Origin of the sequence: Massilia agrisoli (genome assembly GCF_020831365.1) — a bacterium.
Classification (GTDB): domain Bacteria; phylum Pseudomonadota; class Gammaproteobacteria; order Burkholderiales; family Burkholderiaceae_D; genus Telluria_A; species Telluria_A agrisoli.
Window position 1 is genome coordinate 319,153 of the sequence record NZ_JAJHPV010000009.1, and the last position, 22,596, is coordinate 341,748.

At 64.3% G+C, this 22,596-nt stretch carries 15 protein-coding genes; 8 read left to right on the forward strand and 7 right to left on the reverse strand.

All coding sequences use genetic code 11. The annotated features are described in order from the left end of the window. Nucleotides 1-10: 10 nt before the first annotated feature. The 3 genes from LMJ30_RS05960 to LMJ30_RS05970 form a co-directional block, all read right to left on the reverse strand. On the reverse strand, nucleotides 11-1,876 hold the full coding sequence (locus tag LMJ30_RS05960; protein ID WP_229431424.1) for a DUF885 domain-containing protein: 1,866 nt from the start codon (nucleotides 1,874-1,876) through the stop codon (nucleotides 11-13). A 114-nt stretch (nucleotides 1,877-1,990) separates the two neighbouring features. Next, nucleotides 1,991-6,112, reverse strand: coding sequence for a DEAD/DEAH box helicase (locus tag LMJ30_RS05965; protein WP_229431425.1), 4,122 nt, complete (start codon nucleotides 6,110-6,112; stop codon nucleotides 1,991-1,993). Then, the gene (locus LMJ30_RS05970; RefSeq protein WP_229431426.1) at nucleotides 6,109-8,046 is read right to left on the reverse strand and encodes a dipeptidyl-peptidase 5; all 1,938 of its coding nucleotides are present in this window, start codon (nucleotides 8,044-8,046) and stop codon (nucleotides 6,109-6,111) included. The genes LMJ30_RS05965 and LMJ30_RS05970 overlap by 4 nt, the downstream gene beginning before the upstream one ends. Before the next feature lie 135 nt (nucleotides 8,047-8,181). On the opposite strand from LMJ30_RS05970, the gene hemE reads away from it, so the two are divergent. Continuing rightward, the gene (gene hemE / locus LMJ30_RS05975) at nucleotides 8,182-9,264 is read left to right on the forward strand and encodes a uroporphyrinogen decarboxylase (RefSeq protein WP_229431427.1); all 1,083 of its coding nucleotides are present in this window, start codon (nucleotides 8,182-8,184) and stop codon (nucleotides 9,262-9,264) included. Nucleotides 9,265-9,345: 81 nt separating this feature from the next. Here the strand turns inward: hemE and LMJ30_RS21640 are convergent, their stop codons facing one another. Beyond that, nucleotides 9,346-9,480 carry a hypothetical protein gene (locus LMJ30_RS21640; protein WP_267869561.1) on the reverse strand — a complete coding sequence of 45 codons (135 nt, stop codon included), beginning with the start codon at nucleotides 9,478-9,480 and terminating at the stop codon, nucleotides 9,346-9,348. Between the two features lie 539 nt (nucleotides 9,481-10,019). On the opposite strand from LMJ30_RS21640, the gene LMJ30_RS05980 reads away from it, so the two are divergent. Together LMJ30_RS05980 and LMJ30_RS05985 are read left to right on the forward strand one after the other, a co-directional pair. Next, on the forward strand, nucleotides 10,020-12,041 hold the full coding sequence (locus tag LMJ30_RS05980; RefSeq protein WP_229431428.1) for a primosomal protein N': 2,022 nt from the start codon (nucleotides 10,020-10,022) through the stop codon (nucleotides 12,039-12,041). Between the two features lie 77 nt (nucleotides 12,042-12,118). Continuing rightward, a complete protein-coding gene (locus LMJ30_RS05985; protein WP_229431429.1) occupies nucleotides 12,119-13,561 on the forward strand; it encodes a dihydrolipoyl dehydrogenase in 1,443 nt (480 codons plus the stop codon). A 7-nt stretch (nucleotides 13,562-13,568) separates the two neighbouring features. Here LMJ30_RS05985 and LMJ30_RS05990 read toward each other — a convergent pair whose 3' ends face one another. Beyond that, the gene (locus LMJ30_RS05990; RefSeq protein WP_229431430.1) at nucleotides 13,569-14,054 is read right to left on the reverse strand and encodes an SRPBCC family protein; all 486 of its coding nucleotides are present in this window, start codon (nucleotides 14,052-14,054) and stop codon (nucleotides 13,569-13,571) included. A 146-nt stretch (nucleotides 14,055-14,200) separates the two neighbouring features. Here LMJ30_RS05990 and LMJ30_RS05995 point away from each other — a divergent pair, with 146 nt between their 5' ends. Then, nucleotides 14,201-14,734 carry a DUF1003 domain-containing protein gene (locus tag LMJ30_RS05995; protein WP_371872979.1) on the forward strand — a complete coding sequence of 178 codons (534 nt, stop codon included), beginning with the start codon at nucleotides 14,201-14,203 and terminating at the stop codon, nucleotides 14,732-14,734. Nucleotides 14,735-14,859: 125 nt separating this feature from the next. Further along, complete coding sequence (locus tag LMJ30_RS06000) at nucleotides 14,860-16,011, forward strand: hypothetical protein (RefSeq protein ID WP_229431431.1); 1,152 nt, start codon at nucleotides 14,860-14,862, stop codon at nucleotides 16,009-16,011. A gap of 291 nt (nucleotides 16,012-16,302) precedes the next feature. On the opposite strand, the gene modB is transcribed toward LMJ30_RS06000, so the two are convergent. Further along, entirely contained in the window at nucleotides 16,303-16,995 is a 693-nt protein-coding gene (modB, locus tag LMJ30_RS06005) for a molybdate ABC transporter permease subunit (RefSeq protein WP_229431432.1), read from the reverse strand. Next, nucleotides 16,992-17,765 (reverse strand): molybdate ABC transporter substrate-binding protein, encoded by a 774-nt coding sequence (gene modA / locus LMJ30_RS06010; RefSeq protein WP_229431433.1) that lies wholly within the window; start codon nucleotides 17,763-17,765, stop codon nucleotides 16,992-16,994. The genes modB and modA overlap by 4 nt, the downstream gene beginning before the upstream one ends. Before the next feature lie 103 nt (nucleotides 17,766-17,868). Between modA and LMJ30_RS06015 the strand changes: the two genes are divergently transcribed. The 3 genes from LMJ30_RS06015 (at nucleotide 17,869) to LMJ30_RS06035 (ending at nucleotide 22,455) form a co-directional block, all read left to right on the forward strand. Further along, nucleotides 17,869-19,929 carry a UvrD-helicase domain-containing protein gene (locus LMJ30_RS06015; RefSeq protein WP_229431434.1) on the forward strand — a complete coding sequence of 687 codons (2,061 nt, stop codon included), beginning with the start codon at nucleotides 17,869-17,871 and terminating at the stop codon, nucleotides 19,927-19,929. A 104-nt stretch (nucleotides 19,930-20,033) separates the two neighbouring features. Further along, nucleotides 20,034-22,190, forward strand: coding sequence for a DUF4214 domain-containing protein (locus LMJ30_RS21750; protein WP_307729223.1), 2,157 nt, complete (start codon nucleotides 20,034-20,036; stop codon nucleotides 22,188-22,190). A 61-nt stretch (nucleotides 22,191-22,251) separates the two neighbouring features. After that, entirely contained in the window at nucleotides 22,252-22,455 is a 204-nt protein-coding gene (locus LMJ30_RS06035) for a SlyX family protein (protein ID WP_229431435.1), read from the forward strand. Nucleotides 22,456-22,596: the final 141 nt, after the last annotated feature.

A 22,596-nucleotide genomic window follows, 5' to 3' on the forward strand; every position in this document is an offset into this window, starting at 1 on the left:
GATCGGACGGTTACTGCATCAGCTCCCGGATCACACGCACCGGCGCGCTGCCGTAGCTGAGGAACTGCTCGTGGAATTCCTTCAGGTCGAACTTCGGTCCCAGCGCCTGGCGGCGCTCCTCGCGCAAGTCCATGATGTCGCTGTAGCCGCTGAAGTAGCTGGTCAGCTGCACGGAGCTGACCTTGGCGCGGTGCCATTTTTCGGTGGCCTCGCTGCGGGTCTGGAAGGCCTGGCGCATCAGCATGTCCATCGCGTCGGCCTCGCTGGCGCCCAGCACGTGCACGCTGTAGTCGAGGATCGTGTTGGTCACCACGCGCAGGTTCCACTTAGACCACATCAGCCACATCTCGGGCGTGTTGTCGCCATAGCCCGATTCGAGCATCATGCGCTCGCCGTACACCGCCCAGCCCTCCACCATCGCGCCATTGCCGAACAGTGACTTGACCAGCGAGGGCGACTTGTTGGCGTAGACCAGCTGCGCGTAGTGGCCGGGGATCGCTTCGTGGATATTCAGGATCTGCAAAATCCAGTGGTTATATTCGCGCAGGCTGCTTTCGGCCTGCTCGGCCGTCAAGCCGTCGAGCGGCGTCACATTGTAGAAAGTGCGGTCCTGCGGGCGGTAAGGGCCGGGCGCCTCGATGCTTGCGCCGGCCACGCCGCGCTGGTACATCGGGGTCTCGCGCACTTCGAGCGGCTTGTCCGGGTCGAGGGTCAGCAAATTTTTACTGGTCACCCACTGCTGCAGCTGCGGGATCTGGCGGCGGATCTCGGCGAAGAACTGGTCGCGCGGCACGTGGTTGGCCGACAGCCGGTCGATCACCATGCCGATCTTTTTGATGCGGTCGGCCGGCTTCGGTGCGGCGCCCATCACCTTCGGCCACAGTTCGTCCGACAACGCATCCATGCGCGCATGCAGCTCCTGGCGCGCGGCCAGCGCCTTGCGGTAAGTCTGCTCAGCCGAATTGACCGACTGGATGTCATGCCTGAACTTCTGCTCGTACAGCGCTTTGCCGATGCGGAAAGGGCGGGCCGTGCCCGCCGCCTGCTGCTGCTTGTCGAGTGCGATCAAAAAGTCGACATAGCCAAGCAGCGCCGTGCCCGCGTTGGCGATGCGCGACGCGAACAGGTTCTTTTCAGCGGTGGTCAAAATCGACTCCTGCGCCGCCTTGCCAAGTTCGGCGAGCACCGCGAGGGTGCCCGGCGCCTGGGTAAGCGCCAGCTGCAGGTGTTCATGCGTCGGGTTCTTGATGCTCGACTGCGCGGCGGCGAAGTAGGCCGGCACGTGGGTGATCCGCTTGAGCAGTGTGCGCAGGCGCTGCGGCTTGGAAGCGTAGGGCGTGTTCAGGACCACGTCGATCGGCTGCGCGATGTTGTACAGCGAAGGATTCCACTCGTACTCCCTGAAGCTGGTCAGGTACCAGCGGTCCGCTTCCAGTTTGTTAACCAGGAGGGCGAGGTCGGTGCGCTGCTTGTCGGACAGCTTGTTCGGATCGAGCTTGCCGAATTTTTCCAGCCATTCGTTGGTGAACGCCAGCTGCTGCGCGCGCGTCGCCGCGCTAGGGATGGTCAGGTTGGCAGCGCCCTCATATTTGCCGACGGTGATCGCCGATTCCGGATCGAGCTTCCACAGCGCCACCAGGAACTGCATGCTGCGGGTGTTGAAGGTGCGGTCCTGTGCCTTGTCATTGGTGGCTGCCGCGACTGGCGCGGCGGCCAGCACGGCCTTCTTCGCGACCGGCGCCTTGGCCTTGGCTTTTTTTCCCTTGACGGTTTTGGTGACCTTGGCCTTGCCCTGCTTCTTCGGCTTCGCCGCGCCGACAGGCGCAAGGACGAAAGAAGCAAGCATGACTGCCAGGGCTATTTTGGTTTTGATCATTGTGTTTGGCCTCGTAAGTACTTGGGCGTGCAGATGATGGCGCGCACGCGCGGCGGGCCGCCAGATTAGCATTAATCGCTAAAGCGCAGCCCGTTTTGTAACAGCGGCCGGACGTCAGTGTCCCAGCCCGTCCTGCAGCATGCGCAGCATGTCGGCGGGAGACATGCGCGCCGCCGCGTCGCTGCCGTCGAGAAGGCTGTCGGCCAGGTCGCGCTTGTGCTTGTGCAGGTCGACGATGCCTTCCTCGATGGTGTTCTTGGCGACCAGGCGGTAGATCGTCACTGGCCGCTGCTGTCCCATGCGGTGGGCGCGGTCCGACGCCTGGTCTTCGACTGCCGGATTCCACCACGGGTCCATGTGGATCACGTAGTCGGCCGCCGTCAGGTTGATGCCAACCCCGCCCGCCTTTAGGCTGATAAGGAAAACGTCGCCCTCGCCGGCCTGGAAGGCGTCGACACGCTCCTTGCGGACCTGCATGGGCGTCGCGCCGTCAAGATACTGATAGCCGATGCCGCGCGCATCGAGGTGCTTGCGGATCAGGGTCAGGTGATCGACGAACTGGCTGAACACCAGCACCTTGTGGCGGTTTTCCAGCAGGTCGTCGAGCAGGCCGCTGAACACCGTCAGCTTGCTGCTCTGGAGCCCAAGTTCGGGCGCCACCAGCTGCGGGTTGCAGCATGCCCGGCGCAGCTTCATCATCTCCGCCAGGATCTGGATCGACTTCTGGCTCTCCGGCCCTTCCAGCGACGCCAGCTTTTCCAGCGCACCGCGCCGCAGCGATTCGTACAAGGCCGCTTCGTCTTCGGTCAGGTCGACCGGCAGGACGATCTCGGTGCGCGGAGGCAGTTCGGACAGCACCTGCGACTTGGTGCGGCGCAGGATGAACGGCTGGATCAGGCGCTTGAGTCGCGCACGGGCGCCTGCAGCGGCCCGCTTGTCTTGCGCGCGCTCGATCGGGCCGGCGAACTTCAGATTGAACTGGTCGCTGGTGCCGAGCAGCCCCGGATTAATAAAGCGGAACAGGTTCCACAGTTCGCCCAGGTGGTTCTCAAGCGGCGTGCCGGTGGCGACCATGCGGAAGTCGCCCTGCAGCGCCATCACCGCGTGCGAGCGCTTGGTGGCGGTGTTCTTGATCGCCTGCGCTTCATCGAGCACGATGGTGTTCCACTTTACCTTGGCGAACAGATCCGCTTCCAGTTGCAGCAGCCCGTAGCTGGCGATCACCAGGTCGAATGGCTGGACGTCGTCCAGCATGGCGCCGCGGTCGCCCGCGCCGAACAGCTTGACGTTGAGCGTAGGCGCAAAGCGCGCCGCTTCGCCCATCCAGTTCATGCACACGGACGTAGGCGCAACCACCAGGGTCGGCCCCTGCGGCGCGCGCGACAGGATCAGCGCGAGCGCCTGCAGTGTTTTGCCAAGCCCCATATCGTCGGCCAGGCAGGCGCCCACGCCCCAGTGGGCCAGGCGCGCCAGCCATTCGAAGCCCTCGACCTGGTAGTCGCGCAGTTCGGCTTGCAGCGTCGAAGGAAGCTGCGGCACGAAGGCCGCGCTGGCGTCGATCCGCGCCAGGTGTTCCTTCCACAGCTTGTCGGCCTTGACGCCGCCGGCGTCGGCCGCCAGCTCCTGCAGCGCGAAACTGGCCAGCGGATGTACGCGCACGCCGTCGCCGTGCTGTTCGCCGAACGAAGCGAGCTCCATCAGGCGCCGGTGCAGTTCCGAGCTTAGCGCCACGAACTGGTTGTCGCCCAGCTCGATGAAGCGTCCCTTGCCGGACTTGAGCATCTCGAGCAAGGTGCGCAGGTCGAGCACCTTGCCTTCATCGACCTGCACTTCGCCATCGGCGGCGAACCAGTCCTTGTCGCGCTTGATCGAGATACGCACCGATTTGGAATCGACCTTGCGCGTCACCCGGAACGACTGGCCTTCCGGCCACGCGACCGTCACCTTGGCCGGGTCCAGCTCCTGCAGCTGCGCCAGCAGTTCCAGGCAGGCGACCGGCTGGCCGAGAAGCCATTCGCCATGGTCGGATTCGGCTTCTTCGAGCGCGATGCAGGCGCCGACCAGCTGGCGCTCGGCTTCGCGTTCTGTATTCAGGTCGCGCTTCGCTTCGGTGCGCACGCCTTCGACGTCGGCAATCACGCTTTCGGCGCCGCTGCCAGGTGCGTAGTAAGCGCCGGAACCCGGGAGCGGGCGCACCAGCACCTGCATCTTCAGGCCATGCTGGTAGGGCAGCAGGTGCACATGCATGCGGCCGTCCGCCGCGACCTGGACGATGTCCGCCGCGCTGCTGCCGATGTCCGACTGCACGGTGACGATCGACGAGATCGCGCTGATCGCCTTGAGCACCTGCTTTTCCGCATGCAGGGGCACCTCCAGCCCATCGCCGATGATGGCGCCGACGCTGCGGTGCTCGGGCCTGACGCGCACCACGCGCAGGCGGGTCGGCGTTTCGCGCGTCACGCACACGTCGTCATTGCCGCCGCAGATAGGCGGCTGCATGGTGATGGTCACGGTTTCGCGGTTGGCCCGCACCAGCAGCTCCGGTTCGCCGGGCAGTACTTCGACGCGGGTGCCCGGCGAGTTCTTCCAGAACAGCAGCGGGTGTCCGGCCAGCTCCAGGACAGCCCTGTCGGCGTCGAGCACGTATTGATTGCTGCCGTAGAAGCGCTGCGTATCGATCAGGGCAATCGCGGCCAGGTCGTGGGCGCTGACGAAGTCAATGTCCTTGCCCTCGCCGTGCAGCCGCTTCAGGCTGACTGGCCGGCCGCGGCTCCAGCCGCCGCGCGCATCGCGGCGCTGCTCCAGCGGCTCGACCTCGCGCACCCCGTAGTTGGCGTCAAAGTCGATCAGCCAGACCAGGCGGCCTTCCTTGACCACCTCGGTGCTGGCGGCCGGTTGCAGGTTGATCAGCGCGTTGAGCTGGCGCTGCCATGCTTCCTCGCGTTCGAACCATGCTGTCATGTCCGGCAGGCGATGGCGCTGGCGCAGCACGATTGCGCGTTGCTCGTGCACGATGCTGCCCAGATGGCCAAGCAGCGCGGCCAGCTGTGCCGAGATGAAGTCGAAGCCCGCCAGTTCGGACTGTTCGAGCATCTGTTCCAGCCCCGCCCGGCGCTCGGCCAGCTGCGGCAGCGACAGCCAGTAGTGCATCAGCGCGCGGAACATGAAAGGCTGCATTGCTGCCTCCCAGTTCCGCGATGGCAGCACATCGACATCGACGGTGCCGCCGCGAATACGGCGCAGCATGCTCAGTTGCTCGTAGACCGCGGTGTCGTGGCTCTGGACCGCGCGGGTGGCGGTGTCGAGGTAGGTTTCGGCCAGCTTGTCGCACTTCGCATCGGCAGAGCGTATCAGGGCCAGCACGTAGAGGTGGCCACCGATACCGGAGAAGCACATCTTGCGCTTGCCGGTTTCGCGGCGCAGCAGCTTCAGGGCCTGGTCGAAGCTGGCCAGCGCCGCCGCATGCCCGTCGCGCAGCAGCTCGATCACGCTGCGGAAGAACAGCGCCAGCGAAGCGTCCAGGTCGGCCAGCTGGGCGGCGGCGTCGTCCAGGCGGCCGCACAGGATAAGGTGTTCGGCCAGCACGATGCGCAGGCTCATCGACGCGGCGCCTTTGGCCACATGCCCTTCCGCATAGGCGCGCACCGCGGCGGCGTTGGCCGGGTCGCGCTGCACGTGGTTGACCACGACTGTGAGCACCTCGTCGAGCAGCTGCGGGTGGATGTAGTCCATCAGTTCGGGCTCGAACGGCCGTCCGCAAATGTCGACCAGCGGGTGCAGGTAGGCAGCCTCGTGGCAGTCGAGGCAGGCCGACAGCAGCGACGCTACCTGGCGTGGCGGGTCGCGGCCCAGCAGCGCCATGCGCAGCAGCGCGACGCCCTGGCGGTAGCTGCGCAGGATGACGAAGCCTTGCCAGTTCTTGCGCAGTGGCGTGCACTGTTCATACGCCTGCCGCAGCCCGGCAAACCGGCCGTCGTCGATGGCGTGTTTGATGGCAGGCCATGAGGCTTGCGGCGATACCGCATAACCACGCCCGTTCACGGCGGTCACCAGGCCAGCTTTGCGCAGGCGCGCCATGCCTTCGTCCGGATCGTAGCCAAGCAGGCCGGCGGCAAGCAGGTGTTCATAAACCCGGACAGCGCCCATCGGTTCGCCCGCGAGCGCCAGCAGCGCCAGGGCCAGTTTGTCCTCAGCCGTGCAGGCCATGAAGCCTTCGCGCAAATCCTGAACCGTCATTCAGTTTCCGGCATGTTCTCGATCTCCACCGGCGCCGGGGCGCCGGGCGTTGCCAGGCCGAAGATGCGCTGGTAGAAGTACAGCTCCGCTTCAAGCGTGCGCACGATGCTGTCGGCCTTGCGGAAGCCATGGCCTTCGCCTTCGAGCGTCATGTAGGCCACCGGCACGCCGCTGGCGCGCAAGGCATCGACCATCATCGACGACTGCTGCGGCGGCACCACCTTGTCGTCCAGGCCCTGGAAGAAGATCATGGGACGCTTGAGTTGCGCGGTGTGGTTGATCGGGGAGCGCAACAGGTACAGCGCTTCGGATTCCGGCTTTGGCGCGATCAGGTATTCGTTGTAGTGCGATTCGAACTTGTGCGAGTCCGCGTCCAGGCCCTTCAGGTCGGACACGCCGTAGTAGCTGGCGCCGGCCTTGAATACGTCATGGAAGGTGAGCGCGCACAGGGTGGTCAGGCCGCCCGCGCTGGAGCCGCGGATGACCAGGCGGTCCGGGTCGGCCAGGCCGCGCATGGCAAGGTAGCGCGCGCCGGCGACGCAGTCCTCGACGTCGACGATGCCCCATTGGCCCTTGAGCGAGTCGCGGTACTCGCGCCCGAAGCCGGTACTGCCGCCGTAGTTCACGTCCAGCACCGCGAAGCCGCGGCTGGTCCAGTATTGGGTCGCCAGCTTCAGGGTGCTGGTGGCCATGCCGGTCGGGCCGCCGTGGCCGATGACGATCAGGGGCGGCTTGCTGCCCGGCGCAGGCTTGATGTCGGCGTTGCACGGCGGGTAGTAGAAGGCATGCGCGGTGCGCCCGCCGGTGCTGGTGTAGCTGATGCTTTCCGGGACCGACAGGTAAGCCACCGGCGGCAGTTGGGTAATCGAATGGGCCAGCACGTCGCGGCGGCCGCTGGCCAGGTCGATGCGCGCCAGTTCGAGCGGAATCGTTGGTGCGCCGCCCAGCAGCGCGACGGTGTCGCCGGATACGCGCAGTTCGCGGATTTCCTGGTATGGGTTGGCGATCGCTTCCAGCTTGCCGCTGCCGGTCGCAAGCCGGGCCAGGCGGCTCACGCCATTTTCGATAAACGTGCAGATGATTTCGTCGTTCGTGCGAAAGCCGTACATCGAACCGCCGAAACTCCAGTGTGGGCCGCCGAATTCGGCTGTGCGCTTGCACAGCGGCTGTACTTCGCCGCCGGCGAACCGGTACAGGTTCCACCAGCCGCTGCGGTCCGACACAAAGTGCAGTACGCCCGCTGGCGACCATTCGGGCTGGCAGATTGATTCGTCCGGGCCGCCCGCCACCAGCCGCGCATTCGCCACCGCGCCGTTCTCGTCGAGGTCGGCCAGCCACAGTTCGGTGCCCTGCCATGGCATGCGCGGATGGTCCCAGCTTAGCCACGCCAGCGAACGGCCGTCCGGCGACACCCGCGGCGCCGCGTAGAAGTCGGCGCCCTGCACCAGCACCGTCTCGGCGCCGTCAAATCCGACCGCGCACACGGTATTGACGGGGTACGCGCCGCCCGCGCTGTGGTCTTCGCGCACCGACACCAGGCGCGCGCGCACGGCATCTTCAACGAAGTCGGCGTAGCGGCAGGCGCCCGGTGCGCTCAGTGGGGCAGGCGCCGCGCCATCGGCCGCAACGTAAAGGCGGTTGTCGGCAAAATGGGAGAACCAGGCGACCCCGCCCGCGACCAGGCTCGCGCCGCCGCCGTATTCGTGCACGCGCGAGCGGACGTTGAACGGCGCCGGCGTTATCTCGGTAACCGCGTCGCCGCGCTGGCGCATCAGGGTGGTGCGGCCCGCCTCGCTGGCGCGTCCGGCCAGCCAGTTGCAATCGGCGCCGTCCAGCGCGACCTGGGACAGCGGCGCGGCGCCGGCGGCAACCATGCTGGCGCTGATCGGGGATGGCCAGGCGCCAAATGGGGCGGTTTGTTCAGGTGTGGTCATGAGGGATTCGCGCAGGTTGGGGGCAGGACAGCATGATAGAGAATACACCGGGGCGGTGCAACGCGCCCCGTCGATGCGCTTTGCCGGGCCCGGGAATGCGATAATAGCGGCTTTCCCCACGCCTTATTGCCAGCCATGCCACAATTCGCCCCGCTCCAGAACGATACCTTCCTGCGCGCGCTGCTGCGCCAACCGACCGACTACACCCCGGTGTGGCTGATGCGCCAGGCGGGGCGCTACCTGCCTGAATACCGCGCAACGCGCGCCCGCGCCGGTTCCTTCCTGGGCCTGGCCAAGAACCCGAACTACGCCACCGAAGTGACCCTGCAGCCGATCGACCGCTACCCGCTGGATGCGTCGATCCTGTTCTCGGACATCCTCACCGTGCCTGACGCGATGGGTTTGGGGCTGTATTTTGCCGATGGCGAAGGGCCGAAGTTCGAGCGTCCGCTGCGCACCGAAGCGGATGTGCTGGCGCTGCGCGAGCCGGACCTCGGTTCGCTCGACTATGTCTTCAACGCCGTCACCCAGATCCGCACCGCGCTGAACGGCCGCGTGCCTCTGATCGGCTTCTCGGGCAGCCCGTGGACGCTGGCCTGCTACATGGTGGAGGGCGGCGGCTCCAAGGAATGGCATACCATCAAAAAGATGCTGTACAGCCGTCCGGACCTGATGCACCACATCCTGAAGATCAACGCGGCGGCGGTAGCCGACTACCTGAACGCGCAGATCGACGCCGGCGCGCAGGCCGTGATGATCTTCGACTCGTGGGGCGGTGCGCTGGCCGACGGCGCCTACCAGGAGTTCTCGCTGAACTATATGCAGGAAGTGGTCAACCGCCTGAAGCGCGAGAAAGACGGCGTGCGCATTCCGGCAGTGGTCTTCACCAAGGGCGGCGGCCTGTGGCTCGACCAGATCGCCGGCATTGGCGCCGACGCGGTCGGGCTGGACTGGACTGTCAACCTGGGCAAGGCGCGCGCGCTGGTCGGCGACAAGGTGGCGCTGCAGGGTAACCTCGACCCGGCGATCCTGTTCGCCAATCCAGACCAGATCCGCGCTGAAGTCGAGCGCTCGCTGACCGCCTACGGTACGCCGTCGGCGGGCCACGGCCATGTCTTCAACCTGGGCCACGGTATCTCGCAGTTCACGCCGCCTGAGTCGGTGACGGCGATGGTCGATGCGGTGCACGCCTTCAGCCGCAAGCAGCGCGGCGGATAATGTAGTTCCACTACAAGCGGGTTGGCGAGGGCTTCCTGGCCGACCCGCTTCCAGTACCATGCGGCACTGTGAAAATCACACTTATTCACATATTGCATTTATTGCAATGTCTTTAACGCTCAGCAGTTGTTGCGCTGTAAGCTGTTTTGCAAGTGATTGATTATAAAAAGATTTTAATTTTGCTGGTGTAAGCTCTGCTGTTGAAAAATTAGGCATTTTCCCTCTGGGACTGCACAATTTCCAGCATTGTCCACAAAGTTATCAACAGCTTTTGTGGATAAGCAAAAAATGTCTAGCGTTTACCGGGACTTAGCTGAAAAGCTCATGCAGCAGGTGAGGTATGTGCTGCGTCGCATGATATTTTTGATACGTATCTTCTGCATAAGCTTTACGGTTCAAGTAAATATCTCCGGGGCGGCCGGCCAGGCAGGCGAAAATTGTTCGTAAGCCGTCGGGCTGGCAAAAAACGACTACAAAAACTTCGTTTCGGCCAACAGTTATGCACAATGCGGCGCAGGCGTGACTGAAAAACACTGTGAATAAGTACAGTACGCAAGTTCTTGAATTTAAACGTATAAATTTATTTGATTTTTTGCGGAGCCGTGCATGTCTTGTGCAAAGCACAAATTTTGTTCCCTAAATCCAGAGTTTGTTCACAAAGTTGTCCACAACTTCGTGCAAAGCGCAGGCATCTCGGGAAAAAGCGTGTTTTCGGCTGCGCTGGCGGCGCAAAACCCTGACCGGTTGCCTGCCTGATGAGCTTCTGCATCCTTCGCGTCGCCCTCGACACCCCCCTCGACAGCTGCTTCGACTACCGCTGGCCTTGCGACCCGGGAAGCGAGCCGGCGGTGGGGCAGCTGGCGCTGGTCAGTTTTGGCCGCCGAGAAGTAGTCGGGCTCATTGTCGGGGTAGGGCATGAAACCGACGTCCCCCCTGAAAAGCTGAAAGATGCCCTGGCCGTGCGCAGCCAGCTCGCGCCTTTGTCCGGCCAATGGCTGGCGCTGGCCGCCTTCGCCGCCGACTATTACCAGCGGCCGCTCGGCGAGGTCGCGCTGCCCGGGTTGCCGAAGAACCTGCGCGTGCCGTCCACGGTCAACCTCGACCGCGCGCTCAAGAAGATGGACAAGCACGACGCGGTGCATGACGCCACCCCCATCTCGGTACCGGTGCTGAACGGCGCCCAGCAGCAGGCGGCCGACGCGATCGGCGGCGCGACCGGCTTCACGCCGATCCTGCTGTACGGCGTCACAGGCAGCGGCAAGACCGAGGTGTACCTGCAGGCCTGCTCCCAGGTGCTCGAACGCGAAGCCGACGCCCAGATACTGATCCTGGTCCCGGAAATCAACCTGACGCCCCAGCTGGAAGGGAATATCCGCGCGCGCTTCCCCGGCGTGATGCTGGCGACCCTGCACAGCAGCCTGTCCGAGGGCGAGCGCATGCTGCACTGGCTGGCCGCGCACCAGGGCCGCGCGCGCATCATCCTCGGCACGCGGCTGTCGATCCTGGCGTCGCTGCCGCAGCTGAAGCTGATCGTCATCGACGAAGAACACGACCCCTCGTACAAGCAGCAGGAAGGTCTGCGCTACTCGGCGCGCGACCTGGCGGTGTGGCGCGCGCGCCAGCTGGGCATACCGATCGTGCTCGGATCGGCCACGCCGTCGCTGGAAAGCTGGCACCACGCCGGGTCCGGCCGCTACCGCAAACTGGAGCTGCGCGAGCGCGCGGTCAAGGATGCGGTGCTGCCGCGCGTGCGCCTGCTGGACATGGAGCGCGACAAACCGAAGGACGGGCTGACCTCGCACCTGATCGCGGCCCTGCGCCAGCGCATGGACCGGGGCGAACAATCGCTGCTGTTCCTGAACCGGCGCGGCTACGCACCGGTGATTTCATGCGACGCCTGCGGCTGGATCAGCGACTGCACCCGCTGCACCTCGTTCATGGTGCTGCACAAGCCGGAACACCGGCTGCGCTGCCACCACTGCAGCCTGGAACTGCGCATCCCGCGCCACTGCCCGACCTGCGGCAACGTCGACCTGCAGCCGCTCGGGCGCGGCACCCAGAGGGTCGAAGAAGGCCTGCAGCAGATGTTCCCCGAAGCGCGCATCCTGCGCATCGACGCCGACTCCACGCGCCGCAAGGGCAGCGCCCAGGCGGCGTTCGATACCGTGCACCGCGGCGAGGTCGACATCCTGATCGGCACCCAGATGGTCGCCAAGGGCCACGACTTTAAAAAGCTCACGCTGGTCGGCATCCTCAACCCTGATACCGCGCTGTTTTCGCAGGACTACCGCGCCAGCGAACGCCTGTTCGCGCAGCTGATGCAGGTGGCGGGGCGCGCCGGCAGGGCCGCGCGCAACGAGGGCGGCAGCCCCAGCGAAGTGCTGGTGCAGACGCGCTACGCCTCGCATCCGCTGTATGGCGCGCTGGTCAGCCACGACTACGACCGCTTCGCCAACACCCTGCTCGACGAACGGCGCGGCGCCGCGCTGCCGCCCTATATGTACCAGGCGCTGCTGCGTGCCGAGGCGCGCGAGCTGGCCATTGCGATCGAATTCCTGGAAGCGGCGCGCGACCTCGGCGCGGTCGAAGGCATCACCATCAACGACCCGATCCCGATGACCATGACGCGCGTGCACAACGTCGACCGCGCGCAGCTGCTGGTGGAGTCGCCGTCGCGGCCCGCGCTGCAAGCCTTTCTGAAGGAATGGATCGTGGCGCTGCGCGACATGAAGAGCCGGGTCAAATGGTCGCTGGAAGTCGACCCGCTCGACATCTGAACTTGCCCGCCGCAAGCGGCAAGCCGCGGATTTCACTAGAATCAAGCCTTAAGCCACCTACCGGAGCGGGAAAAGCGATGAACAAGTTGACAGTGGACGTAGCGGTGATCGGTACCGGAACCGCGGGCCTGTCGGCCTACCGCGCCGCGCGCGCGCAGGGCAAGCGCACGGTGCTGATCGAAAGCGGCCCCTACGGCACCACCTGCGCCCGCGTCGGCTGCATGCCGAGCAAACTGCTGATCGCGGCCAGCGAAGCGGCCCACATGGTGCATGCGGCCGCCGGCTTCGGCGTGCACGCGGGCCAGGTACGGATCGACGGGCAGGAAGTCATGGCGCGGGTGAGGCGCGAACGCGACCGCTTCGTCGGCTTCGTGCTGGAAGGCGTCGACAATATCCCCGACCAGGACAAGATCATCGGCCACGCGCGGTTCCTCGGTCCGCACTTGCTGCAGGTCGACGACCATACAAGCATCGACGTGTCGCGGGTCGTCATCGCCACCGGGTCGCGTCCCTACCTGCCTGAAGAATTGCGCGGCGTGGGGCCCGGGGTCATTGTCAGCGACCAGGTGTTCGACTGGACCGACCTGCCCGAATCGGTAGCGGTCATCGGCACCGGCGTGATCGGCCTCGAACTGGGGCAGGCGCTGCACCGGCTGGGCGTGCGCGTGTCGATTTTTGCGCGCGGCGGCAGCGTGGCGCAAATCAGCGACCCCGAAGTGCTGCATGTGGCGGCCAGGGTGCTGGGATCGGAACTCGACCTGCGCTTCCAGCACAAGGTTGTCAGCGCGCGCCAGGACGGCGCCGAAGTGCTGCTTACCACACGCGATGGGGCCGGCGCCGAGCGCAGCGAACGGTTCCAGTATGTGCTGGTGTCCGCGGGGCGTACGCCAAATGTCGACAATATCGGCATCGAGACCACGGGGCTGGAACTCGATGCCAAGGGCATTCCGGTGTTCGACCCGCTGACCATGCAGTGCGGGACCAGCGCCATTTTCATCGCCGGCGACGCCAACAACGAGCGGCCTTTGCTGCCCGAGGCGGCAGACCACGGCAAGATCGCAGGCGACAACGCCGGCCGCTATCCGAACGTGCACCCGGGACTGCGCCGCACGCCGCTGGCGATCGCCTTCACCGAGCCGCAGGTGGCCACGCTGGGCGCGTCTTACCGTGAGCTGTGCACCGGCGGCAGCCACAAGTTCGCGGTCGGGAAGGCATCGTTTGAAAACCAGGGACGCAGCCGTGTGATGCTGCAGAACCACGGCCTGCTGCGCGTGTATGGCGAATATGGAAGTGGCTTGTTCCTGGGCGCCGAGATGATCGGCCCGCGCGCGGAGAACCTGTCGCACACCCTCGCATGGGCATGCCAGGCGCGCATGACGGTGGCGCAGATGCTGGAGATGCCGTTCTATCACCCGGTGATCGAAGAAGGCATGCGCACGGCGCTGCGCGACCTCGCCGCGGAGCTTGAGAAGGGCGCGCCGGCGCAGAGTAAAGCGCCCGACTGCACGCCGGGCGTCTAAGGCGGCGTCAGTTGATGTAGTCGCCGTCCAGGCGTCCCGACGCAGCCATCTCGCGCAGGATGCGGATGGTATCGATGTCGGCCGCCTGGTAGTGCGAACGCTTGATATCGTCGTACATCGCGCTGGCCGGATCGGACGACGCCGCATGGCCGTCGTCGTAGGTAAAGCGCACGAACAGGCGGCCTCCCGACGGCGCCTCGATCGCCATCACCAGGCTGGAGGCGACAATCTCGCCCTGCGCAGGCACGTCGTAGCGCACGTGCTCCATCGGCGTCAGCTTCACGTGGTCCAGCACCACCAGCTGGCCGTAGCGCAGGCGGCGGCGGAATCCCGCTTCCGACTTCTGGTCGATGGTCGCCTCGTCGAGCTGGGGCACGAACAGCTTCGGCGCCTCCGCGCGCAGCACCAGGCCGCGCCACAGCTGCTCGCGCGTGATGGTATCCATCAGTGGATTGAGCAGGTCGTTAATTTCAATCAGGTGTTCGAATTTCATAAGGCATGCCATGTAAGTTAAGGCGTGATGGTAACGCAATGGGCGGCCGGGCACCGGAACGCCATTCGTGCGCGCCCGAAACCATCCCTGCGAATAGACTATTTCGCATTGGATAGACCTTCCCGAAAAGATCGACGGAGAGCAAGATGAAGTACCGGCGCGCCAAGTACATGGACCAGCTGCAGGCCACCCAGCTGAAGAGTATCGACATGGTCACGCAATCGATTGCCAAGCGCAGCTCGATCACGCGCAGCCAGATGGAGGAACCGGACGAATCGACGTTCGGCGAGCGGGCGGCGGACGCGGTAGCGACGTTCGGCGGCTCGTGGACCTTCATCATCGTGTTCGCGCTGGTGCTGGCGGCCTGGATCGGCACCAACTCCTTCCTTCTGGTCAAGAACGGCCACAAAGCCTTCGACCCCTACCCCTACATCCTGCTCAACCTGTTCCTGTCGATGCTGGCCTCGGTGCAAGCGCCGCTGATCCTGATGTCGCAGAACCGGCAATCGGCGATCGACCGCGAGAACGTGCAAAACGACTACGAAGTGAACCTCAAGGCTGAGCTGGAAATTATGGCGCTGCATGAAAAAGTCGACGCGCTCGCCGAGCAGCACAAGCAACAATTGGAACTTCTCCAGCAGCTATCTAAAGCGGCCGCCCCAGCCCACCACGCCATCTGACCGGGACGTAGGCAGCGTCCGCATAGCGACATTTCTACAACGTCAATGAAATTTTCCGCATAGGAATGTATATTTGCTATCGGAATTAATGGTAATCTGTAGGACAGATCCTACTTTGCCATCGTATGAACCGTCGCACCGCCAATTTTCGCCGCAAAGCGTCCTTACGGGTGACAAAGCGCCTGGTTGGCGTCGCTGTGCTTGGCGCGGCCGCTTGCGTTGCGATGCTGGCAATGCTGCTGGGGACGGACGAGGTCCGTGTGGCGCGTGGGTCGGTAAGCGGCACGGCGGTGCCGGCGCCAGGCACGCCCAGCCTCTCGCTGCCAGCGCAAACGCCGGCGCCAGCGGCCGTCGCGCGCCGCGTGTATCCCTATTCCATCATCCCCGGCGGCGTAACCGGCCGGGACGAGTTGGCGCGCGTAATCAAGACTGACCAGGTCGTCGCGGCGCATTACGCTTCTTTCGACGTGGATAAAGCCGTCAACGTGAAGGTCAGCAAGCCGCGCGCCGTGTACGTGTCATATCGCAAGGGCGACCAGGTGTACTGGACGTCCAGGAAGCTCATGCTGGTCGAAGGCGAAACGCTGCTTTCGGACGGCCGCAACGAAATGCGGGCGCGCTGCGCCAACCGGATATCCGATGAGCCCCAGTTGCCGGTCGAAGTGAACGAGCCTTCCGCGGAAGAACTTGACTCGGTAATCGGTGTCTCGATGGACCTGGGTGGGCTTGGACTGGATGAGCCTGAGTTTGCCGCCGGCGGAGCGATCAATGGCCTTGGTGCTGCGCTGGCCAGCAGCGAGCCGCCGTCGGCCGGCAACGCGTCCGGTGCAGCGCGCAGCCGCGTATCGATCGGCCATTCCAGGCCCGGCAGTCTGAAGGAGGGAAGCGCGGACAGGTCACCGGACGCGCTAGCGCCCTCGCAATCAGAGGGCGCAGGCAAAGGCGGCACGCCCGCCGCAGCGCCACTGGCCGCCGGTCGTCCATCGGCCGTGTTGCCCGGGGCGCTGCCCTTAAAGCCTGGCGGTACAGCTGGGCCCACGCCGGGCGCCCCACCTGCCAAACCCGGGAAGGTGACGCCGCCGACTGTTGAATCCCCTGGCGGCGGCCCTGGAACGCCGTTGCCACCACGGCAGTATCCTGCACCGCCTGAATGGCCGCCCGGAACGTTGCCGGACCTGCCCGACGGCGATCTCCACGAAATACCGGAGCCGGACACGCTATGGTTGAGCGTAGCCGCGCTCGCCGCGATGCTGCTGTTGCGCCGAAAAGGGCGTTAGCAGCCCGCACGCCGGTGCGACGGGCCGACCCGTGGCCTGTCCCCGGCCCCCCTCCCAAAACAAGCTTTCCCAAATCGGGGTCAGACCACCGGGCTCAAATCGGGGTCAGACCACCGGGTTTTTAGAACATTCCTAAAACTCCCCAAATCGGGCCAGTCCCGGCGACAGACCCCCGGTTCTGAAAATCTTCCGAAAAACGTGTGGTCTGACCCCGATTTTGGAAATTCCGGCGACAGACCTCGGTTTTGAAAATCTTCCGAAAAACGTGTGGTCTGACCCCGGTTTTGGAAATTAGTTGGACAGCAGGATGGCGTTCTGGCGCCGTTGCAGGAAGGCGATGCCGACCAGGATGCCGAAGGAGATCGCCAGCAAAATCAGCGCGTAGGCGTGGGCGTTGGCGTAGTTGAGCTTCTGGGCTTCGTCGTATAGCGCAATCGATGCGACCCGCGTTTGGCCTGGGATGTTGCCGCCGAGCATGAGGACGACGCCGAACTCGCCCATCGTGTGCGCGAAGCTGAGCGAGACGCCGGTCAGGATGCCGTGCTTCGATAGCGGCATGACGATGGACCAGAATATTTGCCGCTTCGTCAGCCCCAGCGCGAGGGCGGTGTCGGTCATTTCGCGCCGCACCGAGCGGAATGCGGCCTGGAACGGTTGCACCGCGAACGGCAGGCTGTAGATCACCGAGCCGATCACCAGCCCGGCAAACGAGAACGGCAGCGGTTGCCCGAATACCGATACCCAGGCCGCGCCGACCGGTTGCTGCGGCGCCATCAGCACCAGCAGGTAGAAACCAATCACCGTGGGCGGCAGCACGATCGGCAGGCTGACCAGGGTTTCGATAAAGATGACGCCGCGCATGCGGCTGTTGTTGAGCCAGTTGGCGAGCGGCACGCCAAGCACCAGCAGCACCAGCGATGAGGCGAAGGCAAGCTTCAGGGTGAGTCCGATGGCGCCCCAGAGTTCGGGCGGGAAACCGCTCATGCGCCCCCGCCAGCAGGCCCGCGCGGCAGCCCGAAACCGCTGCGCTGCAGGATGTCGCGCGCCGCTTTTGTTTGCAAGAACTGGACGAAGCGCGCCGCCAGCGGATTGCCTTTCCCGTGCGCCGTCACCACCGCGCCCTGTTCGATCGGCGCGATGCCTTCTTCCGGCACCAGGTAGTAGCGCCCGACTCCCTTGAGCCTTGGCGACAGCACCGTCGCCAGCGAGACGATGCCGAGCTGGGCGTTCCCGGTCTGCACGAACTGGGCGGCCTGGGCGACGTTTTCACCAATCGCCAGCTTGCCTTGCAGCGCTTCCCAGGCGCCGTGGTGGATCAGCGCGGCGCGGGCGGCGCGCCCATATGGCGCGACGTCCGGGTTGGCGATGGCGACCCGCACCAGGCGCGGGTCGGCGAAGGCGCGCATGCCGCGGGCCAGGTCGAAGCGCGGGTCCAGCGTCCACACGGCCAGCCGCCCGATGGCGTAGGGCTTGAGCGTGGCCAGGTCGGCCGCGCCTTCCTGCGCCAGCTGGCGCGGGTAGTCCATGTCGGCCGATAAAAACACGTCGAACGGGGCCCCGCGCTTGATTTGTGCAAAAAAGTTTCCCGACGCTCCAGTCGATACCTTGACGTCGGCGCCCGGCGTTTGCCGGCGGAAGGCGGCGCCGAGTTCGTCGATGCAATAGACCAGGTCCGATGCGGCGGCGACCAGCAGGGTGCCGGCCTGCGCCAGGGGCATCGCGAGGACCAGCATAAGGAACAATATTTTTTTCACCACGACATTCTACGACAGGTCCTGCGCGCGCTTGCGGCGCCGCTTCAGCCCGGCGGCGCTTGCGCTACAATGGGCGGCTGTTTCTTCCAAGAAGTCCCTCCCGATGTCGAATGCCCCCAAGTTTGGCCTGAACGTTCCCCAGAGCGAAGCCGTGATGTATCTCGACGGTCCGTGCCTGGTGCTGGCTGGCGCAGGTTCCGGCAAGACGCGGGTGATCACCCAGAAAATCGCGCACCTGATCGAGGACCGCGGCTACGATCCGCGCACCATCGCGGCGCTGACCTTTACCAACAAGGCGGCGCTGGAGATGCAGGAGCGTATCGCCAAGCTGCTCAAGCAGCCGCGCCAGGCCAAGCAGCTGACGGTGTCGACCTTCCACTCGCTGGGCGTGAAGATTTTGCGCCAGGAGGCGAACGGGGTCGGGCTGAAGGACCGTTTTTCGATCATGGACAGCGACGATTGCTTTGCGCTGGTGTCCGACCTGGCCATCACGACCGACAAGCAACTGGTGCGCCAGATCCAGAATTCCATTTCGCTGTGGAAAAACGGCCTGGTCGACCCGGAGCTGGCGATCAAGAACGCCAAGGACGAGGACGAGGCCCAGGCCGCGCGCATCTACCGCAGCTATGTGGCCACGCTGGCGGCCTACCAGGCGGTCGACTTCGACGACCTGATCCGCCTGCCGGTCGAGCTGTTCCGCAATAACGACCCGATCCGCGACAAGTGGCAGCGCCGCCTGCGCTACCTGCTGATGGACGAGTACCAGGACACCAATACCTGCCAGTACGAGCTGGTCAAGCTGCTGGTCACCGGCATCGGCAAGAAGCCGATGTTTACCGCCGTGGGCGACGACGACCAGGCCATCTATGCCTGGCGCGGGGCCTCGGTCGAAAACCTGAAAACCCTGGGCGACGATTTCCCCGACCTCAAGGTGATCAAGCTCGAACAGAACTACCGTTCCACCACCCGCATCTTGCAGGCGGCCAACGCGGTCATCTCGAACAACCCCAAATTGTTCGAAAAAGCGCTGTGGTCCGAGCACGGCCTGGGCGAGCCGATCAAGGTGCTGGGCATGCAGACCGACGAGCAGGAAGCCGAGCAGGTGGCGATCATGATTTCGGCCGACCATTTCCAGCGCAAGAACAAGTGGTCCGATTACGCGATTTTGTACCGCGGCAACCACCAGGCGCGGATCATCGAGCAATGCCTGCGCAAGGAGCGCATTCCGTACACCATCTCGGGTGGCCAGAGTTTCTTCGACAAGGCCGAAATCAAGGACATCATCAGCTACCTGCGCCTGATCGCCAACGAGGGCGACGACCCCGCCTTCATCCGCGCCGTCACCACGCCCAAGCGCGGCGTCGGCATGGCCACCCTGGAGGTGCTGGGCGAGTTTTCCAAGCAGTGGAACTGCTCGCTGTTCGAGGCGGTGTTCAAGGGCGGGCTGGAAGCCAAGCTGCCGGACCGCCAGCTGCTGCCGCTGCGCGCCTTCTGCAACTTCATCAACCAGCTGGAGTCGCGCGCCAGCCGGCCGGGACCCTCGGGCAGCGGCGAGAACGCGGCCTCGGTGCTGGACGACATGATGAAAGAGATTAACTACGAAGGTTATCTGTACGACACCTTTGAAGAACGCGCCGCGCAAAGCAAGATGCAGAATGTGTTGGAATTTACCAACTGGCTGAAAGAACGCGGTTGTGGCGGAAGGGACAAGTCGGGCGAGGAAAAGAACCTGCTCGAGCTGACCCAGATGGTGGCCCTGATGTCCATGCTGGAGGGCGCGGACGAGGAGCAGGATGCGGTCCGCATGTCGACCCTGCACGCGTCCAAGGGCCTGGAATACCCGCACGTGTTCCTGGTGGGCGTCGAGGAAGGCATCCTGCCGCACAAGGGTGACCCGGACGCACCGGTGGAAACCATTGCCGCCCGTGTCGAGGAGGAGCGCCGCCTGATGTACGTCGGCATCACCCGCGCGCAGCGCACCTTGCAGATCACCTGGTGCAAGAAGCGCAAGCGGGCGGGCGAGCAGGTCCACTGCGACGTATCGCGCTTCATCAAGGAGATGGCGCTCGACGTCGGCGACGCGGTGCCGACCGAGGCCGAAACCTTGTCGCCGAAAGACCGCCTGGCCAGCCTGAAAGCCCTGCTCGCAACACCAAAAGTGTAAAAAAAGCAACTGAAAGGGGTGCGCACGGTTGAAACCGCTTAGTTGACACGAAGGGTCCGGCAGGAAATACTTTGTGCACCATTTTTGTAGATTGCAGCGCCAGCATGCCTAAACTTTCCGACATCGAGACCACCCTCCTGTCCCCGCTCTACCACGTCAACGCCTTGCTTGACGAGGGGCCGGACTGGAATTACCTGACTCCTTTGGGTAACACCATCCTGTACACGTTCTCGGTCGCCTCGGGCAATGAGGTGCGCAACGGGACCCCGGTCAACGGGCAGCAGTCATTTTCCATCTCGCAGCAGTTCCATGCGCGCAGCGCAATGGACTACATTTCCAAGCTGACCGGCATCGTGTTTAGCGAAACCAGCGACGGCGCCAGCGCGCAGGTCCACCTGGCCAACCTTGACATCCCCAGCGCCAACACGGTCGGGCTGTGCAGCTGGAATGTGGCTTATAGCTCGAATTCGGTCACAGGCGAGCTGGTCAGTTATCAGGCTGATGCCTATGTCTACCTGGACAACCGCGAATTTGCCGGAGTCAACGCCAACCTGGCGCCGGGCGGCAACGGCTACGAGACCTTGCTGCACGAACTGGGGCACATGCTCGGCCTGAAGCATCCGCACGAGGATGAGATCCAGCTGTCACCGTCGCAAGACAACACGTCCAATACACTGATGTCGTATGACCACCTGGGTGGCCCGTATGCCGCCTTCAGCAGTCTCGACATCGCGGCGCTGGACTGGCTGTACGGGCGCGATGGCCTGCGCGGCGCGCTCGGCGTCAATTCGGCGACCGGGGCGCGTTATCTCACCGGTAGCAACCTCGGCGATACAATCAACGGGACGCAATATAACGATACGCTGCGAGGCGAAAAAGGGAACGACATGTTAAACGGAGGAGATGGAACCGATACCGCAGTCTTTGGCGGTAATCGCGCGGCATTTGCATTCAATGTGGCGGCCGGGGACACGCTGCTGGTCAGCGGTCCCGATGGCAGCGACACGCTGGCATCGATCGAGTTGTTCCAGTTTTTCGACGGCACGTTTACACGCAGCCAGCTGGTCGATAACAGCGCCCCGGCGACGCCAACGGCCGCGGTGGAGACGAACGAAAACGGCTACATCAAAGGCAACACCCCGATCGTCTTCGGCGTAGCCGAGGCCGGTTCGACCGTGAAGATCTTCAGCGGCAGCAACCACATTGCAACGGGCAAGGCTGACATTACGACCGGCCTGTTCCAGGTTGCGGTGCCAGGCCTGGCCAACGGCAGCTATGTCCTGGCGGCCACCGCTACCGACGCGGCTGGAAACGTGTCCGCAGCTACCTCGGTCAGCTTCCGGGTCGATGCAACGGCGCCAGGCGCGCCGAGCGGCACCCATCAGCTCAGCGGCAACCAGGCCTCGTTCAGCGGCACCGGCGAAGTGGGCACCACCATCCTGCTGGTCAACAACGGCTACGAACTGATCGGCGAGACCAAGGTCGGTGTGGACGGCAAGTGGGCCATCATGTCCAACCCGCTGGCCAACGGCAGCTTCAGCGTCAGCGTGCAATCGGTCGATGAGGCCGACAACGTCACCGCCGCCGGCGCGGCGCTGACCTTCAGCGTCAACAGTCCGCTCAACGCGACGGGCGGCACCGGTAACGACCTGATGGTCAGTACGCCGGGCAACAACGCTTTGCAAGGCCTGGGCGGCATCGACACGGCGGTCTACGCCGGTCCGCGCAGCAGCTATACCGTGGCGGAGTCGACCAACGGCTATACCGTCAGTTCCGCGGCCGACGGCCTTGATTCGCTGCTGGGCATCGAGCGCATCAAGTTCGGCGATGCCTCGGTAGCGATCGACCTCGAAGGCAATGGCGGCCAGGCTTACCGGCTCTACACCGCGGTGTTGGCCCGCGCCCCCGATTTGGCCGGGCTGGGCTTCTGGATCGATCGCCTGGACAAGAAAATTGTCTACGAGGGCAAGGTGCTGGACCTGCGCGGCGTCGCCGACCTGTTCCTGAGAAGCGACGAATTCACCGCCACTTACGGCGCCATCAACACCTTGAGCAACGAGGTCTTCGTCAGCAAGCTGTACCAGAATGTGCTGCACCGTCCGCTCGACCAGGCCGGTTTCGACTTCTGGGTCGTTGCGCTGGAAGAAAAGGGCGTCGCCCGTTCCGAGATTTTGGTCGCCTTCAGCGAAAGCGCCGAAAACAAGGCCCAGGTGATTGGCGTCATCGAGAACGGCGCGGAGTACATTCCGTACATCGGATAAGGGAAAGCGGCCTGCGCACCCGCGCTGTCATAATGGCGGTTTTTGCCGCAAGGGACATGCCGTGAGTAACGAAGACCGTTTTGTCGATATCGAGATCAAGCTGGCGCACCAGGAAGACCTGGTTGAATCGCTCAACCAGATGGTGTACCAGCAAAGCCGCCGCATCGACCAGCTCGAAGCGGTGGTGGCCGGCCTTGCCGAGCATATCCGCAGCAACGCGCAGTCGGGCGCCATGCCGCTCAACGAAAAGCCGCCCCACTACTGAGCCGCGCACCCGCGGGTCCTGTCAATACGGGTCCTTTCCGGATGTGCATACACTGTACATATCCATACAAACCGGGTCGTGACGGTTGAGTTCCTTGCTGCTATGATCGAGCGCTCATGCGCTGCCTGCCATCCGCGGGCA